General features: G+C 49.6%; 19 protein-coding genes. 7 read left to right on the forward strand and 12 right to left on the reverse strand.

The window, feature by feature from the left end; all coding sequences use genetic code 11:
* Positions 1–17: 17 nt before the first annotated feature.
* Genes MHM89_RS06425 through MHM89_RS06435 form a run of 3 tightly spaced genes read right to left on the reverse strand, consistent with a single transcriptional unit; the run spans position 18 to position 3,444 of the window.
* Positions 18–1,514 (reverse strand): aldehyde dehydrogenase (NADP(+)), encoded by a 1,497-nt coding sequence (locus MHM89_RS06425; RefSeq protein WP_239408400.1) that lies wholly within the window; start codon positions 1,512–1,514, stop codon positions 18–20.
* A gap of 10 nt (positions 1,515–1,524) precedes the next feature.
* On the reverse strand, positions 1,525–2,526 hold the full coding sequence (locus MHM89_RS06430; RefSeq protein ID WP_239408401.1) for a 4-hydroxyproline epimerase: 1,002 nt from the start codon (positions 2,524–2,526) through the stop codon (positions 1,525–1,527).
* Positions 2,527–2,529: 3 nt separating this feature from the next.
* On the reverse strand, positions 2,530–3,444 hold the full coding sequence (locus MHM89_RS06435; protein ID WP_239408402.1) for a dihydrodipicolinate synthase family protein: 915 nt from the start codon (positions 3,442–3,444) through the stop codon (positions 2,530–2,532).
* A 179-nt stretch (positions 3,445–3,623) separates the two neighbouring features.
* Between MHM89_RS06435 and MHM89_RS06440 the strand changes: the two genes are divergently transcribed.
* Complete coding sequence (locus tag MHM89_RS06440; protein ID WP_239408403.1) at positions 3,624–4,907, forward strand: FAD-binding oxidoreductase; 1,284 nt, start codon at positions 3,624–3,626, stop codon at positions 4,905–4,907.
* The gene (locus tag MHM89_RS06445; RefSeq protein WP_045978926.1) at positions 4,904–6,112 is read left to right on the forward strand and encodes a Xaa-Pro peptidase family protein; all 1,209 of its coding nucleotides are present in this window, start codon (positions 4,904–4,906) and stop codon (positions 6,110–6,112) included. The genes MHM89_RS06440 and MHM89_RS06445 overlap by 4 nt, the downstream gene beginning before the upstream one ends.
* A 56-nt stretch (positions 6,113–6,168) precedes the next feature.
* Here the strand turns inward: MHM89_RS06445 and MHM89_RS06450 are convergent, their stop codons facing one another.
* The 3 genes from MHM89_RS06450 to MHM89_RS06460 are packed head-to-tail and all read right to left on the reverse strand — an operon-like array spanning position 6,169 to position 7,672.
* Positions 6,169–6,531: a cupin domain-containing protein gene (locus MHM89_RS06450; RefSeq protein ID WP_138510519.1), complete on the reverse strand. Its 363-nt coding sequence runs from the start codon at positions 6,529–6,531 to the stop codon at positions 6,169–6,171.
* On the reverse strand, positions 6,532–7,080 hold the full coding sequence (locus MHM89_RS06455) for a redoxin domain-containing protein (RefSeq protein WP_239408404.1): 549 nt from the start codon (positions 7,078–7,080) through the stop codon (positions 6,532–6,534). It abuts the gene before it with no gap.
* A gap of 10 nt (positions 7,081–7,090) precedes the next feature.
* On the reverse strand, positions 7,091–7,672 hold the full coding sequence (locus MHM89_RS06460; protein ID WP_239408405.1) for an NAD(P)H-dependent oxidoreductase: 582 nt from the start codon (positions 7,670–7,672) through the stop codon (positions 7,091–7,093).
* Between the two features lie 117 nt (positions 7,673–7,789).
* Here MHM89_RS06460 and MHM89_RS06465 point away from each other — a divergent pair, with 117 nt between their 5' ends.
* The gene (locus tag MHM89_RS06465; protein ID WP_022945478.1) at positions 7,790–8,152 is read left to right on the forward strand and encodes a helix-turn-helix domain-containing protein; all 363 of its coding nucleotides are present in this window, start codon (positions 7,790–7,792) and stop codon (positions 8,150–8,152) included.
* On the opposite strand, the gene MHM89_RS06470 is transcribed toward MHM89_RS06465, so the two are convergent.
* The 4 genes from MHM89_RS06470 to MHM89_RS06485 all read right to left on the reverse strand — a co-directional run bounded on the left by MHM89_RS06470 (position 8,149) and on the right by MHM89_RS06485 (position 13,870).
* Positions 8,149–8,541, reverse strand: a complete 393-nt coding sequence (locus MHM89_RS06470; protein WP_239384789.1) for an STAS/SEC14 domain-containing protein — start codon at positions 8,539–8,541, stop codon at positions 8,149–8,151. The genes MHM89_RS06465 and MHM89_RS06470 overlap by 4 nt on opposite strands.
* Before the next feature lie 193 nt (positions 8,542–8,734).
* On the reverse strand, positions 8,735–10,465 hold the full coding sequence (locus tag MHM89_RS06475; RefSeq protein WP_239408406.1) for an MFS transporter: 1,731 nt from the start codon (positions 10,463–10,465) through the stop codon (positions 8,735–8,737).
* A gap of 176 nt (positions 10,466–10,641) precedes the next feature.
* The gene (locus tag MHM89_RS06480; RefSeq protein WP_239408407.1) at positions 10,642–13,083 is read right to left on the reverse strand and encodes a prolyl oligopeptidase family serine peptidase; all 2,442 of its coding nucleotides are present in this window, start codon (positions 13,081–13,083) and stop codon (positions 10,642–10,644) included.
* Between the two features lie 94 nt (positions 13,084–13,177).
* Positions 13,178–13,870 (reverse strand): SDR family oxidoreductase, encoded by a 693-nt coding sequence (locus tag MHM89_RS06485; protein ID WP_239408408.1) that lies wholly within the window; start codon positions 13,868–13,870, stop codon positions 13,178–13,180.
* A 121-nt stretch (positions 13,871–13,991) separates the two neighbouring features.
* On the opposite strand from MHM89_RS06485, the gene MHM89_RS06490 reads away from it, so the two are divergent.
* From MHM89_RS06490 to MHM89_RS06505, 4 genes are all read left to right on the forward strand, one after another.
* Entirely contained in the window at positions 13,992–15,005 is a 1,014-nt protein-coding gene (locus MHM89_RS06490; RefSeq protein ID WP_045979043.1) for a LacI family DNA-binding transcriptional regulator, read from the forward strand.
* Positions 15,002–16,231 carry a glycosyltransferase gene (locus tag MHM89_RS06495; RefSeq protein ID WP_239408409.1) on the forward strand — a complete coding sequence of 410 codons (1,230 nt, stop codon included), beginning with the start codon at positions 15,002–15,004 and terminating at the stop codon, positions 16,229–16,231. The genes MHM89_RS06490 and MHM89_RS06495 overlap by 4 nt, the downstream gene beginning before the upstream one ends.
* A gap of 94 nt (positions 16,232–16,325) precedes the next feature.
* Entirely contained in the window at positions 16,326–17,552 is a 1,227-nt protein-coding gene (locus MHM89_RS06500; RefSeq protein ID WP_022946616.1) for a threonine/serine exporter family protein, read from the forward strand.
* A 54-nt stretch (positions 17,553–17,606) separates the two neighbouring features.
* Positions 17,607–17,957 (forward strand): hypothetical protein, encoded by a 351-nt coding sequence (locus MHM89_RS06505; protein ID WP_239408410.1) that lies wholly within the window; start codon positions 17,607–17,609, stop codon positions 17,955–17,957.
* Positions 17,958–18,129: 172 nt separating this feature from the next.
* On the opposite strand, the gene MHM89_RS06510 is transcribed toward MHM89_RS06505, so the two are convergent.
* Positions 18,130–18,651, reverse strand: coding sequence for a hypothetical protein (locus MHM89_RS06510; RefSeq protein WP_239408411.1), 522 nt, complete (start codon positions 18,649–18,651; stop codon positions 18,130–18,132).
* Between the two features lie 657 nt (positions 18,652–19,308).
* The gene (locus tag MHM89_RS06515) at positions 19,309–19,704 is read right to left on the reverse strand and encodes a VOC family protein (protein ID WP_239408412.1); all 396 of its coding nucleotides are present in this window, start codon (positions 19,702–19,704) and stop codon (positions 19,309–19,311) included.
* Between the last annotated feature and the right edge of the window lie 5 nt (positions 19,705–19,709).

Raw genomic sequence — 19,709 nt, forward strand, 5'->3', positions numbered from 1 at the left:
ACGAAAACGTTATCGGCTCAGCGCTGCACACACAGTGGCCGCAAGAACCGCCGCATCGCCTCTAACCCAACCGAGGTCGAACGCACATCGGTGGCAGCCGGGTATGGGCCACCATGATTCATTGATTGGCACACCTCTACACCGGTAGGCATTTGCCCATAAATCAACCGACCTACTTTATAGCTTAAACGTTCAATAAGCGGCTGATACTGGGCTTGTTCACCAAAAATTGAAGCGGTTAGCTGCCCTTCTAAGGCATCAATAAGGTGCATAAGCTGCTGCTCATCATCGTAACGAACAATAAGGGCTGTAGGGCCAAACACCTCTTGATGCAGCATCGGCGTATTGATAAAACCCTCAGCGCTGCAAGTAAACACCTGCGCTTGCGCGTGGAATGGCGCACTTTTATGCCCTTGTGCCAACAATTGTACACCGTTGCATTGGGCTAACGCTTTGGTATCACGCTCATAGGCGTCAACAATACTCGGGCTAAGCAGGGTATCCGATGGCGCATCACCTATATGCTCGCGCACTGCCGCGATAAGCTCATCGCTGCCGTGTGTTGGCACTAACCATAATCCTGGGCTGGTACAGAACTGGCCATGGCCCATCAGCAATGAAGCACACAGCTGTTGCCCTAAAGTACGCGCACTTGCCAGCGCCTCGGGTAAAATAACCTGTGGATTGATAGCGCCAAGCTCACCATAGAAAGGGATCACTTCTTCACGGCTATGTATGGTACTCATTAACGCCTTGGCCACGGTTAAAGAGCCAGTGAAACCCACCGCCTTAATTTGCTTAGCACTGACGAGTTGGTGAGCAATACTATGGTCGCTACCCTGTAACATGGCAAAGGTTCCCTCAGGCATCTGACAGCGACTTATTGCTTTAGCAATGGCTCGGGTCATCAACTCGCTGGTTCCCGGGTGTGCGGGGTGACTTTTGACTATCACCGGGCAGCCGGCGGCTAACGCCGCTGCGGTGTCTCCCCCGAGAGTTGAAAATGCATAAGGAAAGTTAGAGGCGCCAAAAACCGCCACTGGCCCCAGGGGTAAAAAACGCAAGGTGATGTCAGGCTTAGGCAACGGGGTACGATTTGGCTCGCCAGCATCGTGATAGTGCAAGTGCAAAGGCGCCAAATTGTCAGCTAAGGCATCAGCAAATGCGCGTAGTTGATTCATCGTCCGCCCACGCTCACCTTGTAACCGAGCCAAGGGCAAATTGGTTTCTAGATGAGTGGTATTGAGTAACTCATCGCCGAGCGCTTCAATTTCATCGGCAATAGCGTGCAAAAACTCACTGCGCTGCTGATACGAGGTGCCACGATAGGCAATAAAAGCGCGCTCAGCGCTCGCGCAGGCACTCTCTACATCCTGCAAAGAGGCATTGTAAAAGGGTGTGGCCATGTCCTCATTGCGCGCCGGGCAAAAGGCATGAAATACCTGCTGTTGCTCACTTTGCCACTGGCCAGCGATAAAGCTAAGGCCACTCAGGCTTGCTGTGAAGTTCTCCATCTTGGTCTCCTTATAACACTTGAAAGCCGAAGGCGTAGGGGTCGTCGTCATCAACCACAATGCAGTTGTGACCGGTGACGCGGGCCCAGCCCTCGATACTAGGAACAATGGCGGTGCGCCCTGCGATTTCGGTCACCGCCTCAATGCAGCCAATAAACTGGCTGCCGATGTAGCTTTCATGAACAAAGGCTTGCCCGATAGGCAAGCGCCCCTGCGCATATAACTGTGCCATGCGCGCGCTGGTCCCAGTGCCACAGGGCGAACGATCGATGGCCTTGTCGCCATAAAACACTGCATTGGCGGCATCGGAGCTGGCCTGTTTGGGCTGTCCGGTCCACAGCACGTGAGAGGCCCCGCGCATGGTGGGGTCTTGCGGGTGGATGCAATCGACTTGGGCGTTGACAATATCGCGGATCAACGGGCTGTAGCGCAGTAAGAACGAAGCATTGCAATGCTCTATGCCAGCAAAATTAGCTTGCGGCTCAACAATGATGTAAAAGTTGCCGCCAAAGCTAATATCCACGCTTAGCGCCCCCAGCTCAGGCACCACAATAGTAAGTTGCTCAAAGGCCAAAAAGGCAGGCACGTTATAAAGCTTGATTGCTTCGACCTTATCGCCACTACGACGCACATGGGCATCTACGCGCCCGGCCGGCGTATCTAAGCGCACCCGATGTGGGTCTTGCGGTGTCAGCAGGCCATTTTCCAATGCAAATGTCAGGGCGCCTATGGTGCCGTGGCCGCACATAGGCAAACAGCCCGAAGTTTCAATAAATAAAATCCCTGCATCGCCATCTGTTGTGGTCGGCGGATACAAAAAAGCCCCTGACATCATGTCATGCCCGCGCGGCTCGAACATCAACGCTTGGCGTATCCAGTCGTAATGCTGCAAGAAGTGTTGTCGTTTCGCACTCATACTCTGGCCGCGCAGCGGTGGGTGGGCGCTTGTTACCAAGCGCACCGGGTTACCACAGGTATGGCCGTCAATACAGAAAAAGGTCCCCCGGTTCATAGGCTAGTCCAGGTTGTACTTGCTTAAGTCGATACGATTGGCAATGGCCGTGTTATAGAGGCGCTCCACTTCAGCTTTTTGCTCTGTGGTTAGCGGCAGGCGCGGTGCGCGCGTGCGCTCACTGCCTCGTCCAGCCAGTTGCTCAGCGTATTTAATGCATTGCACTAAGGTGGGGATGGTGTCTAAACGCAGCAGTGGCAAGAACCATTGCCAAAGCTCCCGCGCCTCCTCATAACGCCCCTGTCGAGCCAATTGGTAAATGGCCACAGACTCACGAGGAAAGACATTGGTAAGCCCCGATATCCACCCCGTGGCGCCGAGCATTAAGGACTCAAGAGCAATGTCATCAACACCACCAAACACCACAAAACGCTCACCAAACGCACTAAGTAGCTCGGTGATACGGCGTGTATCTTCGGTCGCCTCTTTCACCGAAACGATGTTTTGCTCAAGCGCTAAGGTGTGCATGCCGGCAATAGACACATCGACGCCATAGGTCACCGGGTTGTTGTAAATCATAATAGGTAACTGGGTCGACCTAGCAATACGCTGATAGTGATCAATGGCCTCGCGCTCAGTGCTGCGGTACACCATGCCCGGCAATACCATTAAGCCATCCACTCCTGCAGCTTGCGCATCGGCGACAAATTCAATAGCAAATTGCGTGGTTGTTTCAGCCACCCCGGTTAATAGCGGCACACGTGTACCAACCACCTCTTTTGCCATTGCCAACACTTGGCGCTTTTCTTCACTGCGCAGCGAGCAGTTCTCACCGACGGTGCCAAGCACAATAATGCCATGCACTCCCTCGTTAATAAGGTTATCAATCATCGCTGCGGTGGCTTTAAAGTTGATGCTGTCGTCATCATGGAATTGCGTGGTGACTGCCGGATAAACACCCTGCCAATTTACGTTCATATTAGTTCCTCTGTTGTCGTTATGCTTGCCATCATAGATATATTGTATACAATATTCAACATACAAAATTAACAAAACCTGTGTAAGCCAGCTAAATGAGCGCACTCATAAACGTAATAGCATGAGTTATAAGCAGTTTAATTTTATAAAAAGAAATATCTAAGAGGTGAAAACGAGGAATGCAAAGTCAGGCTCAACATCATGCTGCTAACAACCGCGTTGCGGTGCTCGGTGCCGGCGTTATTGGCTTGAGCTGTGCGTATCAATTGCAGCGCCAAGGCTATCAAGTCACCTTGTATGACCCTGAGCCGCCGGGTAGCCAATGCTCTTTTGGCAATGCCGGCCACTTTGCCACCGAACAAGTGTTCCCCATGGCCTGCTCTTCATTACTCCCTAAGCTGCCGAAAATGCTGCTCAGCCAGCGCTCTGCCCTGCGTATTGCGCCCACATACCTACCCCAGCTACTACCATGGCTTGCTCGCTTTGGGGCCAATATGATGCCGCATCGTTATCGTCGCCACACTGAAGTCTTGAGCACGTTAAACAGCCATGCCCTCGGCGCGTGGCAGCGCTTACTCGCAAATGATTACCACCAGTACGTACAACACCAGGGTTCGCTGTTAACCTTCGAGAGCACGACAACAAATAAAATTAAAGCCGTGGCTGCGCAGTACTCGCACCAAGGCGTGGAGGTTTCGATACTCAAGCGCGCTCAGGTAAAAGAGCTAGAGCCTGCTTTAACTGCCCATATCGACGGCGCGCTTTATTTTGAAGCCGTGGGTCACAGCACCGACCCTGGCGCATTAAGCCAATACTTATTCAGCCAGTTTTGTGCTTTAGGCGGGCACTACCGCGCCGAGAAAGTCACTTCCTTGACCTGTGCGCATTCACATTGTCGGGTGAGTACCGCAACCAGCCGCGAGCTTTATCGCAAAGCGGTTGTTTGTACCGGCGCATGGAGTAAAGTACTGTGTCAGCAATTAGGCTATGCCCTGCCGCTAGAGGCGGAGCGCGGCTATCATTATCAGTTATCCGAACACCTCGGGCTCAAACGCCCGGTGGCCAGCTTTGAGCGACAGTTTATTATGACGCCCATGAGTGCAGGCCTGCGACTGGCCGGTACGGTTGAGTTTGCCGGTTTGCAAGCGCCTGCAAATATGACGCGCGCTCACGCTCTATTGGCTCATGCGCGGGAGTTGCTGCCGCAACTAGGCACTGAGTTTGACGAGCAGGCCTGTTGGCAAGGGGCGCGACCCTCTTTGCCAGATTCATTACCGGTCATTGGCGCAGCTCCCAGGCATCCAAGTCTATTGCTGGCGCTGGGCCATCAACATTTGGGGTTAACCCAAGCAGCCATCACCAGTGAGTTGATTGCTGCACTCATAAATCAACAACCCACCGCGATGAATATCGATGCCTTGAGCATCGCGCGGTTTCAAGGTAACAGGAGCAAAGCGTTATGAAAGGCATTGGCTATCAAAACCAACAACAAGCCTTAGCACAACTGAGCGATATGACCGGCGATATCAGCGCCATTGAAGAACACGAATATCGCCAACGCATCGCCAAAGCCCAGGCTTTTATGCAGGAAAATGGCATTGATGCCCTTTATTTAAATGCTGGTACCAACATGACCTATTTCACGGGACTAAAGTGGTATGCCAGTGAGCGCTTGGTGGGCGCGTTACTGCCTGCCCAAGGCGAGCTGGCCTTCGTGGCGCCTTTTTTCGAAATAGGCTCGTTGCGAGATTACCAGGTGATTGATGCCGATATTCATGGTTGGCAAGAAGAGCAAAACCCTTATGCATTGATTGCCGAGGTGCTAAAAGGCATGGGTTGTGGCGACGATGCGGTGCTGGGCATTGACGAAAGCGCGCAATTTTTCATCGCCGACGGTATCACTAAAGCGGCGCCACAATTAACGCTGGTCAATGCTGGCGAAGTCACAGCCCATTGTCGCATGCACAAATCCACTCACGAGCTTGCCCTTATTCAGCGGGCAATGGACATGACCTTAGAAGTGCACAAAGCCACGGCGTCGATGTTACATGAGGGGATCACCACAACTGAGGTCGAGGCATTTATTAATGCAGCGCATAAAAAAGTCGGTGCCAGCGGCAACTACTTTTGCATAGTGCTCTTTGGCCAAGCCACCAGCTTCCCCCACGGAGTGAAAGACCCACAAACACTGAAACAAGGGGATATGGTGCTAATTGATACCGGTTGCCAATTACACGGTTATCTCAGCGATATCACTCGCACCTATGTGTTTGGTGAAGCAAGCGCTCGACAACAACAGTTTTGGCAGTATGAGAAAAACGCCCAGTTAAAAGCGTTTGCTGCCGCCCAAGTAGGCAACACCTGTGGCGATGTAGATAAAGCCGCGCGCGATTATCTCAGCGCCCAAAGCCTGGGGCCAGACTACCAATTACCTGGTTGCCCCCACCGCACAGGGCACGGCATTGGCCTGGATATCCATGAATGGCCTTATTTAGTCAAAGACAACCCTCAGGTGTTAGCAGAACATATGTGTTTTTCTAATGAGCCAATGCTGGTGGTTCCCGGCGAATTTGGTATCCGCTTGGAAGATCATTTTTACACCACGGCTGAAGGGCCAAAGTGGTTTACTGAGCCAGCACACAGCATTGATAACCCATTTGGGCTATAACAAAGAGGTCGCAGCCGATGTCAAATTGATATCAGCTGCGACCATAACCCCCTCAGTCATTGTGGCTTTTGTTCGACAATAATCGCCACCACAGGGTGGGCACTGAGGTTTGTGACGCGATGGCGCCAAGACGGATGCCACATGACCTCACCATCGGCTACAGTGACCTCTTGCACACCATGCTCGGTTTCAATAGCAAGAGTTCCGCCACGCTGAAAATAAACCGTTTCACTGTGATGGCTGTGCCACTTATCTCGTTCATTGGCGGCCAGCGTCATTTTCAAGGTCAATACTTGGTCATTCTCAAACAGCACTTGATACTGCGCTGGCGCAGCGTTATGCGCTGGTATCGCCGCCTTAGCTACTCCTTGCAGGCTTGCCAACAGCGTCATCATGGCAATAACTAACTGAGTATTCATTTAGCCCACCTCTTTACGCATGCCCCGAATGGGGTAGTTATTGTTAACATCACGTATCCATTTGAGGCCACTAACCAAGGTATTGAGCTCGGGGCGTACAAAGGGGTTGTTAGAAATATCCACCACGTGCAAGCGCTGCTGAGCGTTGACCACAAAGAGTCCGGGCTCGGCAAAGGGGTGATCTGTTTCCTCTGGCGAGCGAGGATCCGAGACATACAACCCCAAAGCCCGCATCTGAGCAAGGCTTAAGTTATAGGCAATGGGGAAAGTCACAGTCAACTCCTCAAGGTGTCTTTCAAGTTGTTCTTTGCTATCAGCAGAGACCGCAATAACATCAACCCCCAGACTATGTAGTTGCTCAGTCACGGCCGATAACTGGGTAAGATACTTGCTACACATGGGACAATGTCGACCCCGATAAACCACCACCAACTGCCAGTCATAAGGTGAACGGGTATGCCCTAATTGCACTTCAGCGCCCGCCAACGTCGGCACTTTAATAACTGGAAACTCGCTGCCAGCGTGTAACTTTTGCGTATAGTCGTTCATGGCGAGCTCCTTAAAAATGTGTTTCTAGGTGATCTTGAAAGCGCGCAAAATCGGCCTCAGGCTGAGCATTTTTCATCACGTCAAAAGCGCTAAATGTCGGCATTGGCGTCATATCAAAGAACTTAAAGTTCATATGCATGGGCATTAATAAATCGTCGATGCTATGACCGTCAAAAAACTCTTCAGGGTCATTAAAGGCTTGTAGCGGCGCATTGGCCGTCACCGACAACATATAACGAGTACCGCCTAAGGTACCGCCACGGCCGTAGTTTTTTTGCGGTGCATCGGCGCTGCGTCCATCGCCATGACACAGTGCTCCGCCCATACCAGCGGTATACACTTCATCCATATACTTTTTGAATGACCAGGGGACCCCCATCCAATTCAAGGGCATTTGCACTAACACGATATCGGCCCATTGGTGCTGTGCCAACGCAGCTTCCACATCAAACCCCTCTGAGGGTTTGCTTATTTGGATGTTGTAACCTTTGTTTGCTAATAGTGTTTGTGCTTTATCAACAAAGCTTTGGTTGAGATTTCCCGGCGAAAACGGGTAGTGATGGTGTGCATTAATGATCAGTACGTTACTCATATGCAAGGCTCCTAGGTGAATGTTTAACTTTAAAACCACGTGGTTTATAATAGTGACCTAGAAACCAAAAACAATTAGTATACTTTTAGTAACCTAATAAAAAGACGAGGTTCTATCATGCAAAGTTCTGTAAAAACAGATAGTAAGGGCAGAAAAAAAGTATTGAACGCGTGCACCGAGCCTTGCGCTATTGAAAAAGGGATGCGCCTTATCGGCGGAAAATGGACGGGTTCAGTGATCTATCACTTAAAAGACGAGCCAGTGCGTTTTAATGACTTAGTACGCATGCTAGGCGGAGCCAGTAAAAAGATGATTGATCAGCGCCTTAAAGAGTTAGAAGCCAACAACATGGTTATACGCAAAGTGATCAGCACGCGTCCTGTGGCAGTAACTTATGAGCTTAGCGAGTTTGGCAAGTCAGCCTTGAGTATACTTGAAGAACTCAGGCAGTGGTCGGAGTCGAATAACCTGCCAAGCTAAACGTTATCGTCTTGCTTTTTCAGCCAGGCTCTCGCCTCATTAATATCGGTAAAAAAGGCCACTTTTTGGGTCGCTAATGCGGGCGTGCGCTGCATCAAAATATGCCTATTCATGGTGCTTTGAATGACAAAGGCTTTGGCTATCAGTGCTTGTGAGTTCAACCAGTCATTATAATTATCGAGGGTTTGATAAGCTTCTGGTGTGCCTCCTTCGAACTCCGTGTTATCAATTAACATTGAGAACTTCGCACCGTCAAAACCCGCAACAAGCGCTTTTACTTTACGTGCATATTCTTGTACGCCGAGCGCGTTAAAGCTGCCAATAAAGCGCGCCTCTATTACTCCATCTTGGGCGCTAACTTGCGATGTACCATGGGACAAACTTGTCATTATTATATTATTTGCCAATGAAACCTGAGCAATTATTAACACTCTTTTCATAGATAAACAATGACTCAGATCACTGCTCCAACCATTGCCTTCGATAACCACTGACCTTTGTAGCCTGTACAGGCGAGCGGCACTACTTCAGGGTATATAAATATAGATTGAACCTTTAAGCTCAGTGATAAGGCTACTTGTGTTATTGCTGCTTTGCCGAGCTATGAAAGCAAATAAGTGCGACTGCCGTGAGCGCAGCTATCCCGGCGAACAGCCCCCACATTAGTTCTGGACGCCCGAGCACTAAGGTAAGCTGCGAGTAACTCCACCCAGATAAAAACCCGGCAAACAAAAAGCCCAGAGCCATGGAAACAAAGTAGTAACCCATGTAAAGCGCCGCTTGCTGCTTTGGGGCAATGCTGGCTACGTATTCTTGGCTTTTTGGTGAAGTGAGCATCTCTGCCAAGGCGATAAGCAAAATAACGCAAACCACAGCCCAACCACTGGCATGCATATCCATCGTTATGAGGTAGCAAAACGCCATAGCCATCACCACTAATCCTGCGCTTAATACATAAAATGTTTTAAAGCGCTGACACAGTGCGCTTACCGCGATTTGCAGCAACACGATGGCGGCAAAATCTAAATTAATAAGATACTCCGGATTGACTTGCCGATACGCCGAAAGCGCATCGACCATGGCCGTAAGTTGCACCGTACTGAGCTGCGCTTGTTGCTGAGCCAATAGTGACAAGCGCTCCACCAGCTCTGCTAGCTCTGCGTTGGGAACATTGACTTTGTAATGCACCCACTGCAACCGTAACGCCTCTAAATCGATGTTGCTTGGGCCTTGTTGCAGCTGCAAAAACAATGCATTAACGGCTTCTGCTAAGGCATCTTGGTCGACATGGGCAAAAAAGTTCACCGCCGAGTCACCAAATACTGCCAGTAGCGCCAGCACATCGCCGGTATCAACGTAGTCGCGAATATACAAAGGCAAGGTATAAAAAAGCTGGTTATAGACGGTCCAAAACCCAGTCAGAATCAACAAGTACAAGGCAAAACGCGGGTTACTAATACGGATAGGTTGTCGCCACCAAGTCTTGGCGCTCATTGTTGCAACGGGTAGCCTATCCCAGAGCAAATTGGCCCCCACCCACAGAGCAATCAAGAGAAATGCACTGCCATAGCTGAGCCATTGTACACCGGCGCTCATCAGCACGATTACACTCAGGGCAATGAGCAGAGCAAACCGGGCATTGCCCAGGACCTGCTGCGCCTGCTTCAATATCATCCTTAGTGAGGCGTGTTGTTGACGCAAAGCAGGCGGATCACGATAAAACAACAACACTGGAATAAAGTTCAGTACTATCCATGCTGCCGACATAAGAAAAACCGCATCCCAGCTAATCGCTCGCATCGCTCCAGCAACCATAGGGCCTATAAAACCGCCAATATTAACCATGGTATAAAAAACGCCAAAGCCCACGCCCCGGTTATGATCATTGGTGCTGTGGGAAATGGTGCCAACCACTACAGGCTTAAAACACGCCGCCCCCAATGCCACCAACGACAGCGCAGCAAAAAACGGCCAAAAGCTACGCGCCTCCCCTAACAGGTAATACCCTGGCGCCATCAGCATAAATGACACAATAAACATCTTGCGATAGCCCACTCGATCGCCCAAGGCCCCTGTTAACACCGGCAATAAATACAAAAAGAAGGGAATAATGCCTTGAATAGCACCGCGTTGACTATCGCTAAAACCGACCCCTCCATGACTTTGTGGTGTAGTCATATACACCGATGAAACAGCGAAAAAGCCATACCAAGCAAGGCGTTCAAATACCTCCATTAAGTTAGCAATATAGAATCGAGCACCGAAGCGCCAGTGTTTGGTTGCGGGTTGTTGAGCTTGCAGCGAAGTGGCCATAATGATGTCTTTTTATTATTGTATACAATATACATACCATACTTATAGTGTGCTTCTCAACCACAACCAGCGCCCCTGACCAGCGAAGCAAATATCCAGCGAGTAACACACCGTCTTACTGACGCTTACAGGCATAAAAAACCCGAGATAAACTCGGGCTTTTAGCATGGTTTCAGTTATTCGCTAGGGGTATTGAGCAGATACTTATCAAGCCACTGCTCCTGCTCCCATAAAACATGAAGCAGGCTCTTACGGGCACGGTAGCCATGGGCCTCGTAAGGCAGCATTACCAAACGTGCGTCCTTACCTAGGCCCTTCATCGCCGCATACATACGTTCACTTTGCATGGGGAAGGTACCGCTGTTGGGATCTTCCTTGCCGTGGATCATCAACATCGGTTCGTTAATCTTATCGACATGGAAAAATGGCGACATGTTGGCGTACACGTCTTGCCCTTCCCAGAAATTGCGCTCCTCACCTTGGAAGCCGAATGGCGTTAGGGTGCGGTTATAAGCGCCACTGCGGGCAATTCCTGCTTTGAACAAGTCGCTATGGGCAAGCAAGTTAGCCACCATAAAGGCGCCATAAGAGTGCCCGGCGATAGCGATGTTGTCTTTATCGGCGACGCCTTTTTCTACCAGTACATCCACCGCTGCTTGGGCGCTGGCTACTAACTGTTTACGGAAGGTGTCGTTAGGCTCTTTGCCATCCACGCCGACAATGGGCATTTTCGGGTCATCAAACACGGCAATACCTTTAGCGAGATATGGCATTGGGCCCCAATAGCCGATATAGGTAAATTCATAGGGCGACTCCCGCACCTGAGAGGCCACGTCTTTATCTTTATACTCGAGTGGATAGGCCCACATCAGCACCGGAATGCTGCCCTGTGAAGGGTCATAACCTGGAGGTAGATACAGAGTACCCGAGAGCTCAACACCGTCATCGCGCTGATAACGCAGTTGCTCTTTTTGCACCCCTTTAAATGCCGGGTACGGGTGCGGGAACTCGGTCAGCTGAGTTAACGCATTATTGTCTAAATCACGAATAAATAAATTAGGCTGCTCGGTTTTTGACTCACGCACAGTGATAAAACGGCGTCCTTCATCATCAAGCATCCCCACCACGCGCTCGTAATAAGGCGCTTCACTTTGCCACAACCGCTGGGTGCTGTTGGTTTTTACATCATAGCGGTCTAAAAACGGAATATTGCCCTTTTCTGAAGCGCCATTACCGCGTAAAAACACATAGCGGTCGCCGATGACTTTCATTACTCGAGCGCCGAGATCGTTGGTGGTGTAAATCGGATTACCGGGGTCTTTGTAGGCGTCGTTATAGCTACGCTCTGAGAAGAGCACCGGGGAGCTGGATGCATCGTCAGGTTGAATAACCCAAGTACGTAACATGCGATCGCTAAAGCGCCATTCACTGAGAGTTGCCACCGTATCGTTACCCCAAGTAATACCAGCGAAACGACGCTCTACTTTAGTAAACAGCTTAGGTTTACGCTTAAAGGGGGCACTCAAGCTATAAACGTAATCATGGTGCGGCACATCGGTTTTCATATCGCCGCCATCTTGAGCCTCAGCCCAGATCACCGTTGCCCCTTTATCAGCACGCCATTCAAAGTCACGAGGGCCGGTGCGCACACTGTCAAAACCTTGGGGAATATTATCCGCCAGTGGCTGTTGCGCCAACTGTTTACGCTCATAGCCACTCATGCCCCAGATAGACCAAGTCGCGGCGAAACGATAATACGGCACCTGATAAGAAAACGGCTCATTCAATGCGCCAATCAGGAGATTGGTGCTATCGGGTGAAACACTAAAGCGACGAAATAACGCGGGTTTACCTACTTTTGTCGCCTTGCCATCGAGGCTAACGCGATACAGTTGCCCTTGTCCGTAAAACTTGAATAATGCTTCGTCATGAGGACTGGTGAGCAAGTTTTGATAGGTACGGGCCGGCGCTTTTTCCCCTGTGGTTTGCTGGATCACCGGCACCACGGTGCTGGCATCATCTTCAGGGGCTTGTTTATCGGCATTGATAGCATGGTTGAGAATCACCCCGCTGGCATCGGGTAGCCACTGATAGGGTTTAGCTGCCACCACTGAGTTCAGGGCTAAATCTGAAAGCTGCTGCAGTGCCTGGTTTTCAATATCATAAAACCACAATGTGGCGCTATCTGGAGTTTCCCACACAAAACTAAGGTAGCGACTATCACTGGACCATTGTGGTGAGCGCATAATACCCTCACCTAAACCGTCGACTTCGATGCTCTGGCTGCCTTCCACTGCCTTAAAGCTTAACGCCGTGTATTTATTACGCACGCGAGAGCGAGAGAAGTTCTTTGGATTTAGTTTAATCCCAGCGAGCTTGAGCTCCGGTTTAGCCAATGCTTGCAAGCTTTCAACTCGACGACGTTCAAGTAAGGCCACATATTGGCCATCAGGAGATAACATCGACCGGGGTGCAAGTTTCGCTTCCACGACTTGCGCCAGCTCTGGCGAGGGCATTTGATAGCCCGATTGTGCCGCAGCCTGTGAAGAGGCCGCATGGGTGTTCAAACTTAGCGTACAAGCTAAGCCCAACACACTGGCAATAAAGCGTTTTTTCATTATTTTTCCTTTATTGTTATGGATTCCTGTTAATGTCTTAAAAGTATTCTAATGCCTAAGTGTTACTGAGCAACTTTTTGGGTCCAATGCCCGGTTACCAAGGTAATTGCTCTGCGCGATAGTTATAAAAACCGCCGCTTTGCGACATCTGCAACGAGTCGATGACTTGTTTTAGGCCACGGGCCGACTCACTGGCATCAATAAGCGCATGGGGTCCGCCCATTTGTGTACGCACCCAACCCGGGTGTAAGGACACCGTTTTAATGCCGTGTTCACGCCAGTCGTTACTCAGGCTTTTCACCACTGAGTTCAACGCGGCTTTAGAGCTGCGGTAAATATAGCCACCGCCTTTAGTGTTCTCGGTGTGACTCCCGACTTTTGATGACAACGCAGCAAACACGCCGCTGTCGGCGCGCACTAAATGCGGGAAAAAGGCTTGCGCAAGTTTAGCCGGTGCTAACACATTAATGTCCATGACCTGTTGCCAAGCAGCAAAGTCGAGATTAGCTAGGCTGTAGCCTTTAGGGCCATAGATGCCGGCGTTACTGATCAGCACATCAATAGCAAGGTCACGGTAGTGCTCTGCAAGCGCCGCGATTTGCTCATTATCGCCGATATCTAACGCCTCAATGCTGATGTTACTGTGCGCTTGCGCCAGTTGTTGTAAGGCCTGCGCCTGTTCTGGATGGCGGCAGGTTGCGATTATTTGCCACTGCTGCTGACAATACTCTTGTACTAGGGCTAAGCCAATGCCGCGATTGGCACCGGTGATTAAAACCTGGGGCATAAATGTCTCCTTGCGCGTCTGTCATAGGTCTATGCCCAGCGTAACAAAGTCATCATCACAAGGCTGCTATTTAGGTCAATTTAAGCTAGTATGGCCCGTCATATTGCAGCTGTATTACGCCATGATAAAAAAGCACCCCAACGATAAAATCACCATATTTGATGTCGCCGAGCACGCAGGCGTATCAAAATCAACGGTCTCCTTAGTGCTCACCCACAGTGACAAGGTCAGTGATAAAAGTAAGGCAAAAGTCGAGCGCGCCATTGCCGAGTTGGGCTACGTATACAACCGCGATGCGGCGTCGTTGCGCTCAAGGCGCTCTCGTTTAGTGGCTTTGGTGATTAATGATTTAACCAATCCGTATTCGGCGCAGTTAGCGGTGGGCTTGGAGCAATATATTTATGATTTAGGGCTCGTTCCCATGTTGGTTAACACCGGCGAGAGTTTTGCTCGCCAGCAACAAGTGGTCAACACCCTAAAAGAGTATAATGTCGCCGCATTTGTTATGTGCCCTGCGCCGGCAACGGATAAGCAATGGCAGAATGAGCTGATCCAAAGCGGCTTCCCAGTTATTAATATCATGCGCGAAATTAGCTTAAGCAGCGCGCCATGTATTTTGCCTGACAATCGCAAAGGCACATTTTTAGCCGCCGAACACCTCCTCAGCCAAGCGGTGCAGGAGCTAGCATTTATCGGCGGCAATAGTGATATCTCTGATTATCATGAGCGTCTCGCGGGGTTTGAACAAGCGCTCAGTGAGCACCCAAGCGCTGTACACAGCCACATCATTAACTCTGCGACGACACGCCAAGGCGGGCATCAAGCCTTTCAGAAACTGCGCCGCCAAGCACCCTCGGTGCAAGCGGTGGTGTGCTTTTCCGATGTCATCGCCTACGGCTTTATTGAGGCCATGCGCGAGGTTGGCTTGACCCCAGGGAAAGACATTAAAGTGGTGGGCTTTGATGATTTGGATGATTCGGCGTTGATGACCCCAGCGCTGAGCTCAGTGCGCATTGACGCTGCAGAAATCGGCCGACGCACCACGGCGGTGTTAAAAGAAATCATGGCAGGTAATAAAGCCCCTGTGCGCACCTTGATAGATGTTGAATTACAAGTACGGGAGTCAAGCCTATGACCCAAGTGTTAGTGATTGGCTACGTGTGGCCAGAGCCGAATTCATCGGCGGCGGGCAGCCACATGATGTCGTTATTAAAGTTGTTTCGCAGTCAAGGGTGGCAGGTCGAGTTTGCCTCTCCTGCACAGCGCTCCGAACACATGCAAGATTTGACCGAATATGGTATCACCTGTCGCGATATCGCCCTTAATTGCAGTAGCTTTGATGCCTATATCAGCGAGTTGCAGCCGGATATTGTTATGTTCGACCGGTTTATGATGGAAGAGCAATTTGGCTGGCGCGTGGATAAGTTTGCTCCCGAGGCACTGAAACTGCTCGATACCGAGGACTTGCAATGCCTGCGCGGCGCTCGCCATGAAGCGCACAAAGCGGGCCGTGAGTTTAGTCATAACGACCTACACGGTGATCTAGCCAAAAGAGAAATCGCCGCCATTTTACGCTGCGATTTGAGCTTGATTATCTCCAGCTACGAAATGCAGCTGTTAGAGCAGGTGTTCAAGGTTGATAGCGCCTTAGTGCATCATTTGCCGTTTATGGTTGATACCGCCGCGCTGCATTCGCATTGGCCGAGTTTTGAGCAGCGCCAACACTTTATGACCATTGGTAATTTTCGCCACGCGCCAAATTGGGATGCGGTGCTGTATTTACAACAAATTTGGCCTCTTATTCGCAAACAGCTACCTAAGGCTGAGTTACATATCTACGGCTCATACCCACCGCCTAAGGCCACTGCATTACATAACCCGAAAACCGGCTTTATCATCAAGGGCTGGGCCGAAGATGCGCATCAGGCCATGAGCTCGGCACGGGTATGCCTTGCGCCGCTGCGCTTTGGTGCAGGCATCAAAGGTAAATTACTCGAAGCCATGATCACCCGTACGCCTTCGGTTACCACCGCCATTGGCGCAGAGGGCATGCATGGGGATTTGCCTTGGAATGGCGCCATTTGCAATGACGCGCAGCTGTTTGCCGATGCCGCAGTTAAGCTTTATCAACAACCCAGCGAATTTACTGCTGCACAACGTCATGGCGATGAGTTGCTGCAACGCTTTTATAACGGCGAAGCACTCGGTAAGCAACTGATCACGGCTCTTGAAGGGATACGCGCCGATTTAGCTGGCCATCGCCGCAATAACTTCACCGGGCAAATGCTCAAACACCACACCATGCGCAGCACCCAATATATGGCGCAGTGGATTGAAGCGAAAAATTCATTTAAACCTTGATAGAAATCAGTAGACAGTTAACCTTAGATCAATAAAATGCGCGAGCCCCTGCGATGCAAGGTGCTGTTTTATTTTAAAGATTTGAGGTCACTGCGTGGAAGACGCCCAATTTAAAGAAAAGCGTAAATTTATCGTTAAGCTCGGTAAAATGCTGCATAAGTATGGCACCCCAGCCTACCGCCTAGAGGCGCATTTGATGGAGGTGGCGACCTACTTGGAACTCAAATCCTCGTTTGTAATGTCGCCCACCTCGGTGACCTTTGTGATATGGACAGAAGGCCATGAGAATGAATACACTCATGTTGCCCGCGTCGACCCCGGCGATCACGATCTTGGCTCCCTCGCCAATACCGATGAAGTGGTGAACTTGCTGCTTAATGGCGAGCTCAGCATTAGTGAGGCCGATCAGCGCCTTGACGACATAGCCGTGATGCCCGCGCCTTATAATAAACTCACCACCGCAGGTGCCTTTGCCATGACCGGCGGTGCCTTTGCTATGCTGATGGGCACAAGCTGGAACGATGTGCTGTGGTCAGCATTGCTGACCTTGGTGGTGTATCTGTTTGTGTTATGGTCCGGGCGCTCAAAGCGCGTGGCACACATGCTAGAGCCCTTAGTGGCGGTAGTCTCGGCGCTTATCGCCTGCGCCGTCAGTGTCTATCTCGACCCTTACATCAATATCCGCTTGGTGGTGCTCTCCAGCATTATTGTGTTTATTCCCGGTCTCGCCCTGGCGCTCGGGCTCGCCGAGCTGGCGGCACGGCATCTGGTATCGGGCACGGCACGGGTTATGGACTCTTTCATGTTGCTGTTTAAGCTGTATTTTGGTGCTTTTATCGGCATTGGCCTGGGCTTTGCGCTGTTTGGTCAGGCTGACTTTGTGGCCCCGCAACCGCTGCCGAAATGGACCGCCTGGCTCGCAATTTTACTGTTATGCTTATCTTTGGTAGTTATTTTTCGCACCAAAACCAAACACGCACTGTGGTCTATTGCCTCGGGGTTCATTGCCTACGGTGCCAGCATTGGCTCCGCCGCCTACTTAGATTACACCCTCGGCACCTTTGTCGGCGCCCTAGCCGTAGGCATTTTTAGTAATCTGTTTAATCGCATTGCCAACGCCCCCGCTTCCATTGTGGCTATGCAAGGGCTAATCGTACTGGTGCCGGGATCAAAAACCTATATTGGCTTGAACTCCCTAATTGAAGGACAGGATTTCGTCTATGCCGATCACATCGGCCAACAAACCTTTTTGATTTTTATGTCGCTGGTCGCCGGACTTATCTTCGCCAATGTAGTCCTGCCACCGAAAAAGAGTCTATAGCATCAGTGACTAAGCTGAAATAAAGCCCACCACTAACAACACAAGGAGTGTGAGGTGATAGTAAATATGGAAGGCTTAATAAACGTACTCTTTATAGTTTTTATGCCGCTGTTTTTATTAATGACGGCGCTATTCCATCGGGTCTCTGCCGCTCATATTAGTAAAGGTATGGAATCTGAAGGGGTGCCGCCACCGAGCTGGGATAAAGGCCTTGGTGCTAGTGCTCCATGCTATGCCATGGCCATTTTCTTCAAGCGCTGGCGTGGCCCAACATTTATGTTTGATGGTCGACTCGCTCCCAAATATGCTAGAACTGTAGATAAAGTGCTGGCATGTATCTATCTTTTTTCCACGTTGGGTTTTGGCATCGCGTTGATACTGGCTGCCTACTTCGACCCATACTAGTTATAGATACCTATGGCGACCATTACAAAGGGCTATAGAATTGCCGACACAGGTTTAGGGGCCTTGAAAATCGAACTAATCCAAATAAAACTCTTTTTGCTCACCACTTCGTGACGCAGGATAATTTTCCATTGCTGTTTATATCAGCAATGGGAGATTACGCTTCCAAGAATTACCATTCATCTGTATTCAGGGTCTCTAAAAGAGAATTGAAATCAAAAACGGTGGTACCTATTTGCTTTTCTAATTCATCTCGAAAAGGTTTGCTTTGACTTTCATAGTGAGCCCTCACTTTTAAGAAGTTTGTAGATTCATATAAAAGCTCAGCGCTTGCTTTAGAATAATCTGAAACAGCCAGTCCTAGCTCGTTGCGCGTATAAGCTAATTGGCCAATAGCATACGCAAGCGACTCTCGAAGGCCATCTCCACAAAGGTTTTTATTTCGTATGTTTAAGTAGTAGAGTGCTTTTAAAAGATCTTCTCTGTTGACCTTTAACTTTTTAAAGACGTTAGTTTCAAGTACCACAGATGATGATTGAGCTTGCTGTTTGCACTTTGTAATCTTGGCAGATAAAAGTACAATTTTCGCTTTCACATCTTCGTCTAGCACTCTCAGTATTGCGTTATTATTGGCAAAGCTTTTCGTTGTCGCCACTAATAAAAAAACGAGTAAAAGGGAGTAAATTTCACTCACCCTCATCTAAAACTCCTAATAAAATATGAGTGACTCAGGGTTATTGTTCACTTTTTAGTGCCGCCTAAAATTCAGAATTTTCTCACTAAATCTTCTTAGTAACTACGCCATCATTGACTTAGTATAAAGATTTTCATTTGCCTTACTGACCTGATATGCCGCCAGAAAACATTCTCAGTCTATATACCTTAGAACATACCGACTGTTGAAGAAGCTGACAATAGGCTTGCAGATTATACCCTTAGTGATAACTGACTTTTATTCACGCAATAAATTTTAACTCTTTGAATCGACAATCAAATTTCAACAACTCTGACCCCTTGATCTCTGACCCCTTGATCTCCTGACCCCTTGATCTCCTTGTTCTCTAATCCCTTATGGTGAAAATACATTTATGGTCTCTAGGCAAGCAGCCACTGGTTTTTCGGGAATGGGCAACTTGAAATCAGAAGCTCTTGAGGAAGCCAGCGCACATTGCGCGGGTTCGGGTAAGCAAGTGAAGGTTTTGAAAGAAATAGATGCTGAACCAGCATATATTCTCGGTAATTATCCGCGAACAGAAATCCACTTTCAATGTATTTAGCTTTTGCTCACACAGTTGATGGCAACTATGTTGCCGCCAAAGTTTAACGAGCCAAGTCTGTGCTTGGCTCGTTCCTACCTATACACCTCTGAGCGTTCGATCACTTCAATATCGTAGCCGTCAGGGTCTTTGATAAAGAAAAACTTAGCGACTAAGTCATCACCATTGTAAAAGGATTTGATTTCTTTGGGTTGATAGCCTGCGGCGATGGCTTTGCCGTGCAGCGATTCGAGATGCTCTTCGGCAAAAGCGAGGTGGCCATAGCCGTTACCCAAGTCATAATCGCTATCATTGTGATGGTTCCAGGTCAGCTCTAATTCAAAGCTGCTGTGTTCATTAGCTAAATAAATAAGTGAGAAATCAGCAAAATCGACCCTTCTTTTCACCTGCAATGCGAATACATCGTGGTAAAATTTAATTGAACGTTGCGCGTCTTTCACGCGGATCATGGAATGAATCATTTTGGCCATTATTT

Origin of the sequence: Pseudoalteromonas sp. CNC9-20, from assembly GCF_022347875.1 — a bacterium.
Classification (GTDB): domain Bacteria; phylum Pseudomonadota; class Gammaproteobacteria; order Enterobacterales; family Alteromonadaceae; genus Pseudoalteromonas; species Pseudoalteromonas ruthenica.

Coding starts and splice junctions, on each gene's coding strand:
- MHM89_RS06460 (WP_239408405.1), bottom strand. CDS start 7,672: ATGAGTAACGTACTGATCATTAATGCACACCATCACTACCCGTTTTCG.
- MHM89_RS06465 (WP_022945478.1), top strand. CDS start 7,790: ATGCAAAGTTCTGTAAAAACAGATAGTAAGGGCAGAAAAAAAGTATTG.
- MHM89_RS06440 (WP_239408403.1), top strand. CDS start 3,624: ATGCAAAGTCAGGCTCAACATCATGCTGCTAACAACCGCGTTGCGGTG.
- MHM89_RS06425 (WP_239408400.1), bottom strand. CDS start 1,514: ATGGAGAACTTCACAGCAAGCCTGAGTGGCCTTAGCTTTATCGCTGGC.
- MHM89_RS06450 (WP_138510519.1), bottom strand. CDS start 6,531: ATGAATACTCAGTTAGTTATTGCCATGATGACGCTGTTGGCAAGCCTG.
- MHM89_RS06480 (WP_239408407.1), bottom strand. CDS start 13,083: ATGAAAAAACGCTTTATTGCCAGTGTGTTGGGCTTAGCTTGTACGCTA.
- MHM89_RS06485 (WP_239408408.1), bottom strand. CDS start 13,870: ATGCCCCAGGTTTTAATCACCGGTGCCAATCGCGGCATTGGCTTAGCC.
- MHM89_RS06470 (WP_239384789.1), bottom strand. CDS start 8,541: ATGACAAGTTTGTCCCATGGTACATCGCAAGTTAGCGCCCAAGATGGA.
- MHM89_RS06445 (WP_045978926.1), top strand. CDS start 4,904: ATGAAAGGCATTGGCTATCAAAACCAACAACAAGCCTTAGCACAACTG.
- MHM89_RS06515 (WP_239408412.1), bottom strand. CDS start 19,704: ATGGCCAAAATGATTCATTCCATGATCCGCGTGAAAGACGCGCAACGT.
- MHM89_RS06430 (WP_239408401.1), bottom strand. CDS start 2,526: ATGAACCGGGGGACCTTTTTCTGTATTGACGGCCATACCTGTGGTAAC.
- MHM89_RS06455 (WP_239408404.1), bottom strand. CDS start 7,080: ATGAACGACTATACGCAAAAGTTACACGCTGGCAGCGAGTTTCCAGTT.
- MHM89_RS06490 (WP_045979043.1), top strand. CDS start 13,992: ATGATAAAAAAGCACCCCAACGATAAAATCACCATATTTGATGTCGCC.
- MHM89_RS06495 (WP_239408409.1), top strand. CDS start 15,002: ATGACCCAAGTGTTAGTGATTGGCTACGTGTGGCCAGAGCCGAATTCA.
- MHM89_RS06475 (WP_239408406.1), bottom strand. CDS start 10,465: ATGGCCACTTCGCTGCAAGCTCAACAACCCGCAACCAAACACTGGCGC.
- MHM89_RS06435 (WP_239408402.1), bottom strand. CDS start 3,444: ATGAACGTAAATTGGCAGGGTGTTTATCCGGCAGTCACCACGCAATTC.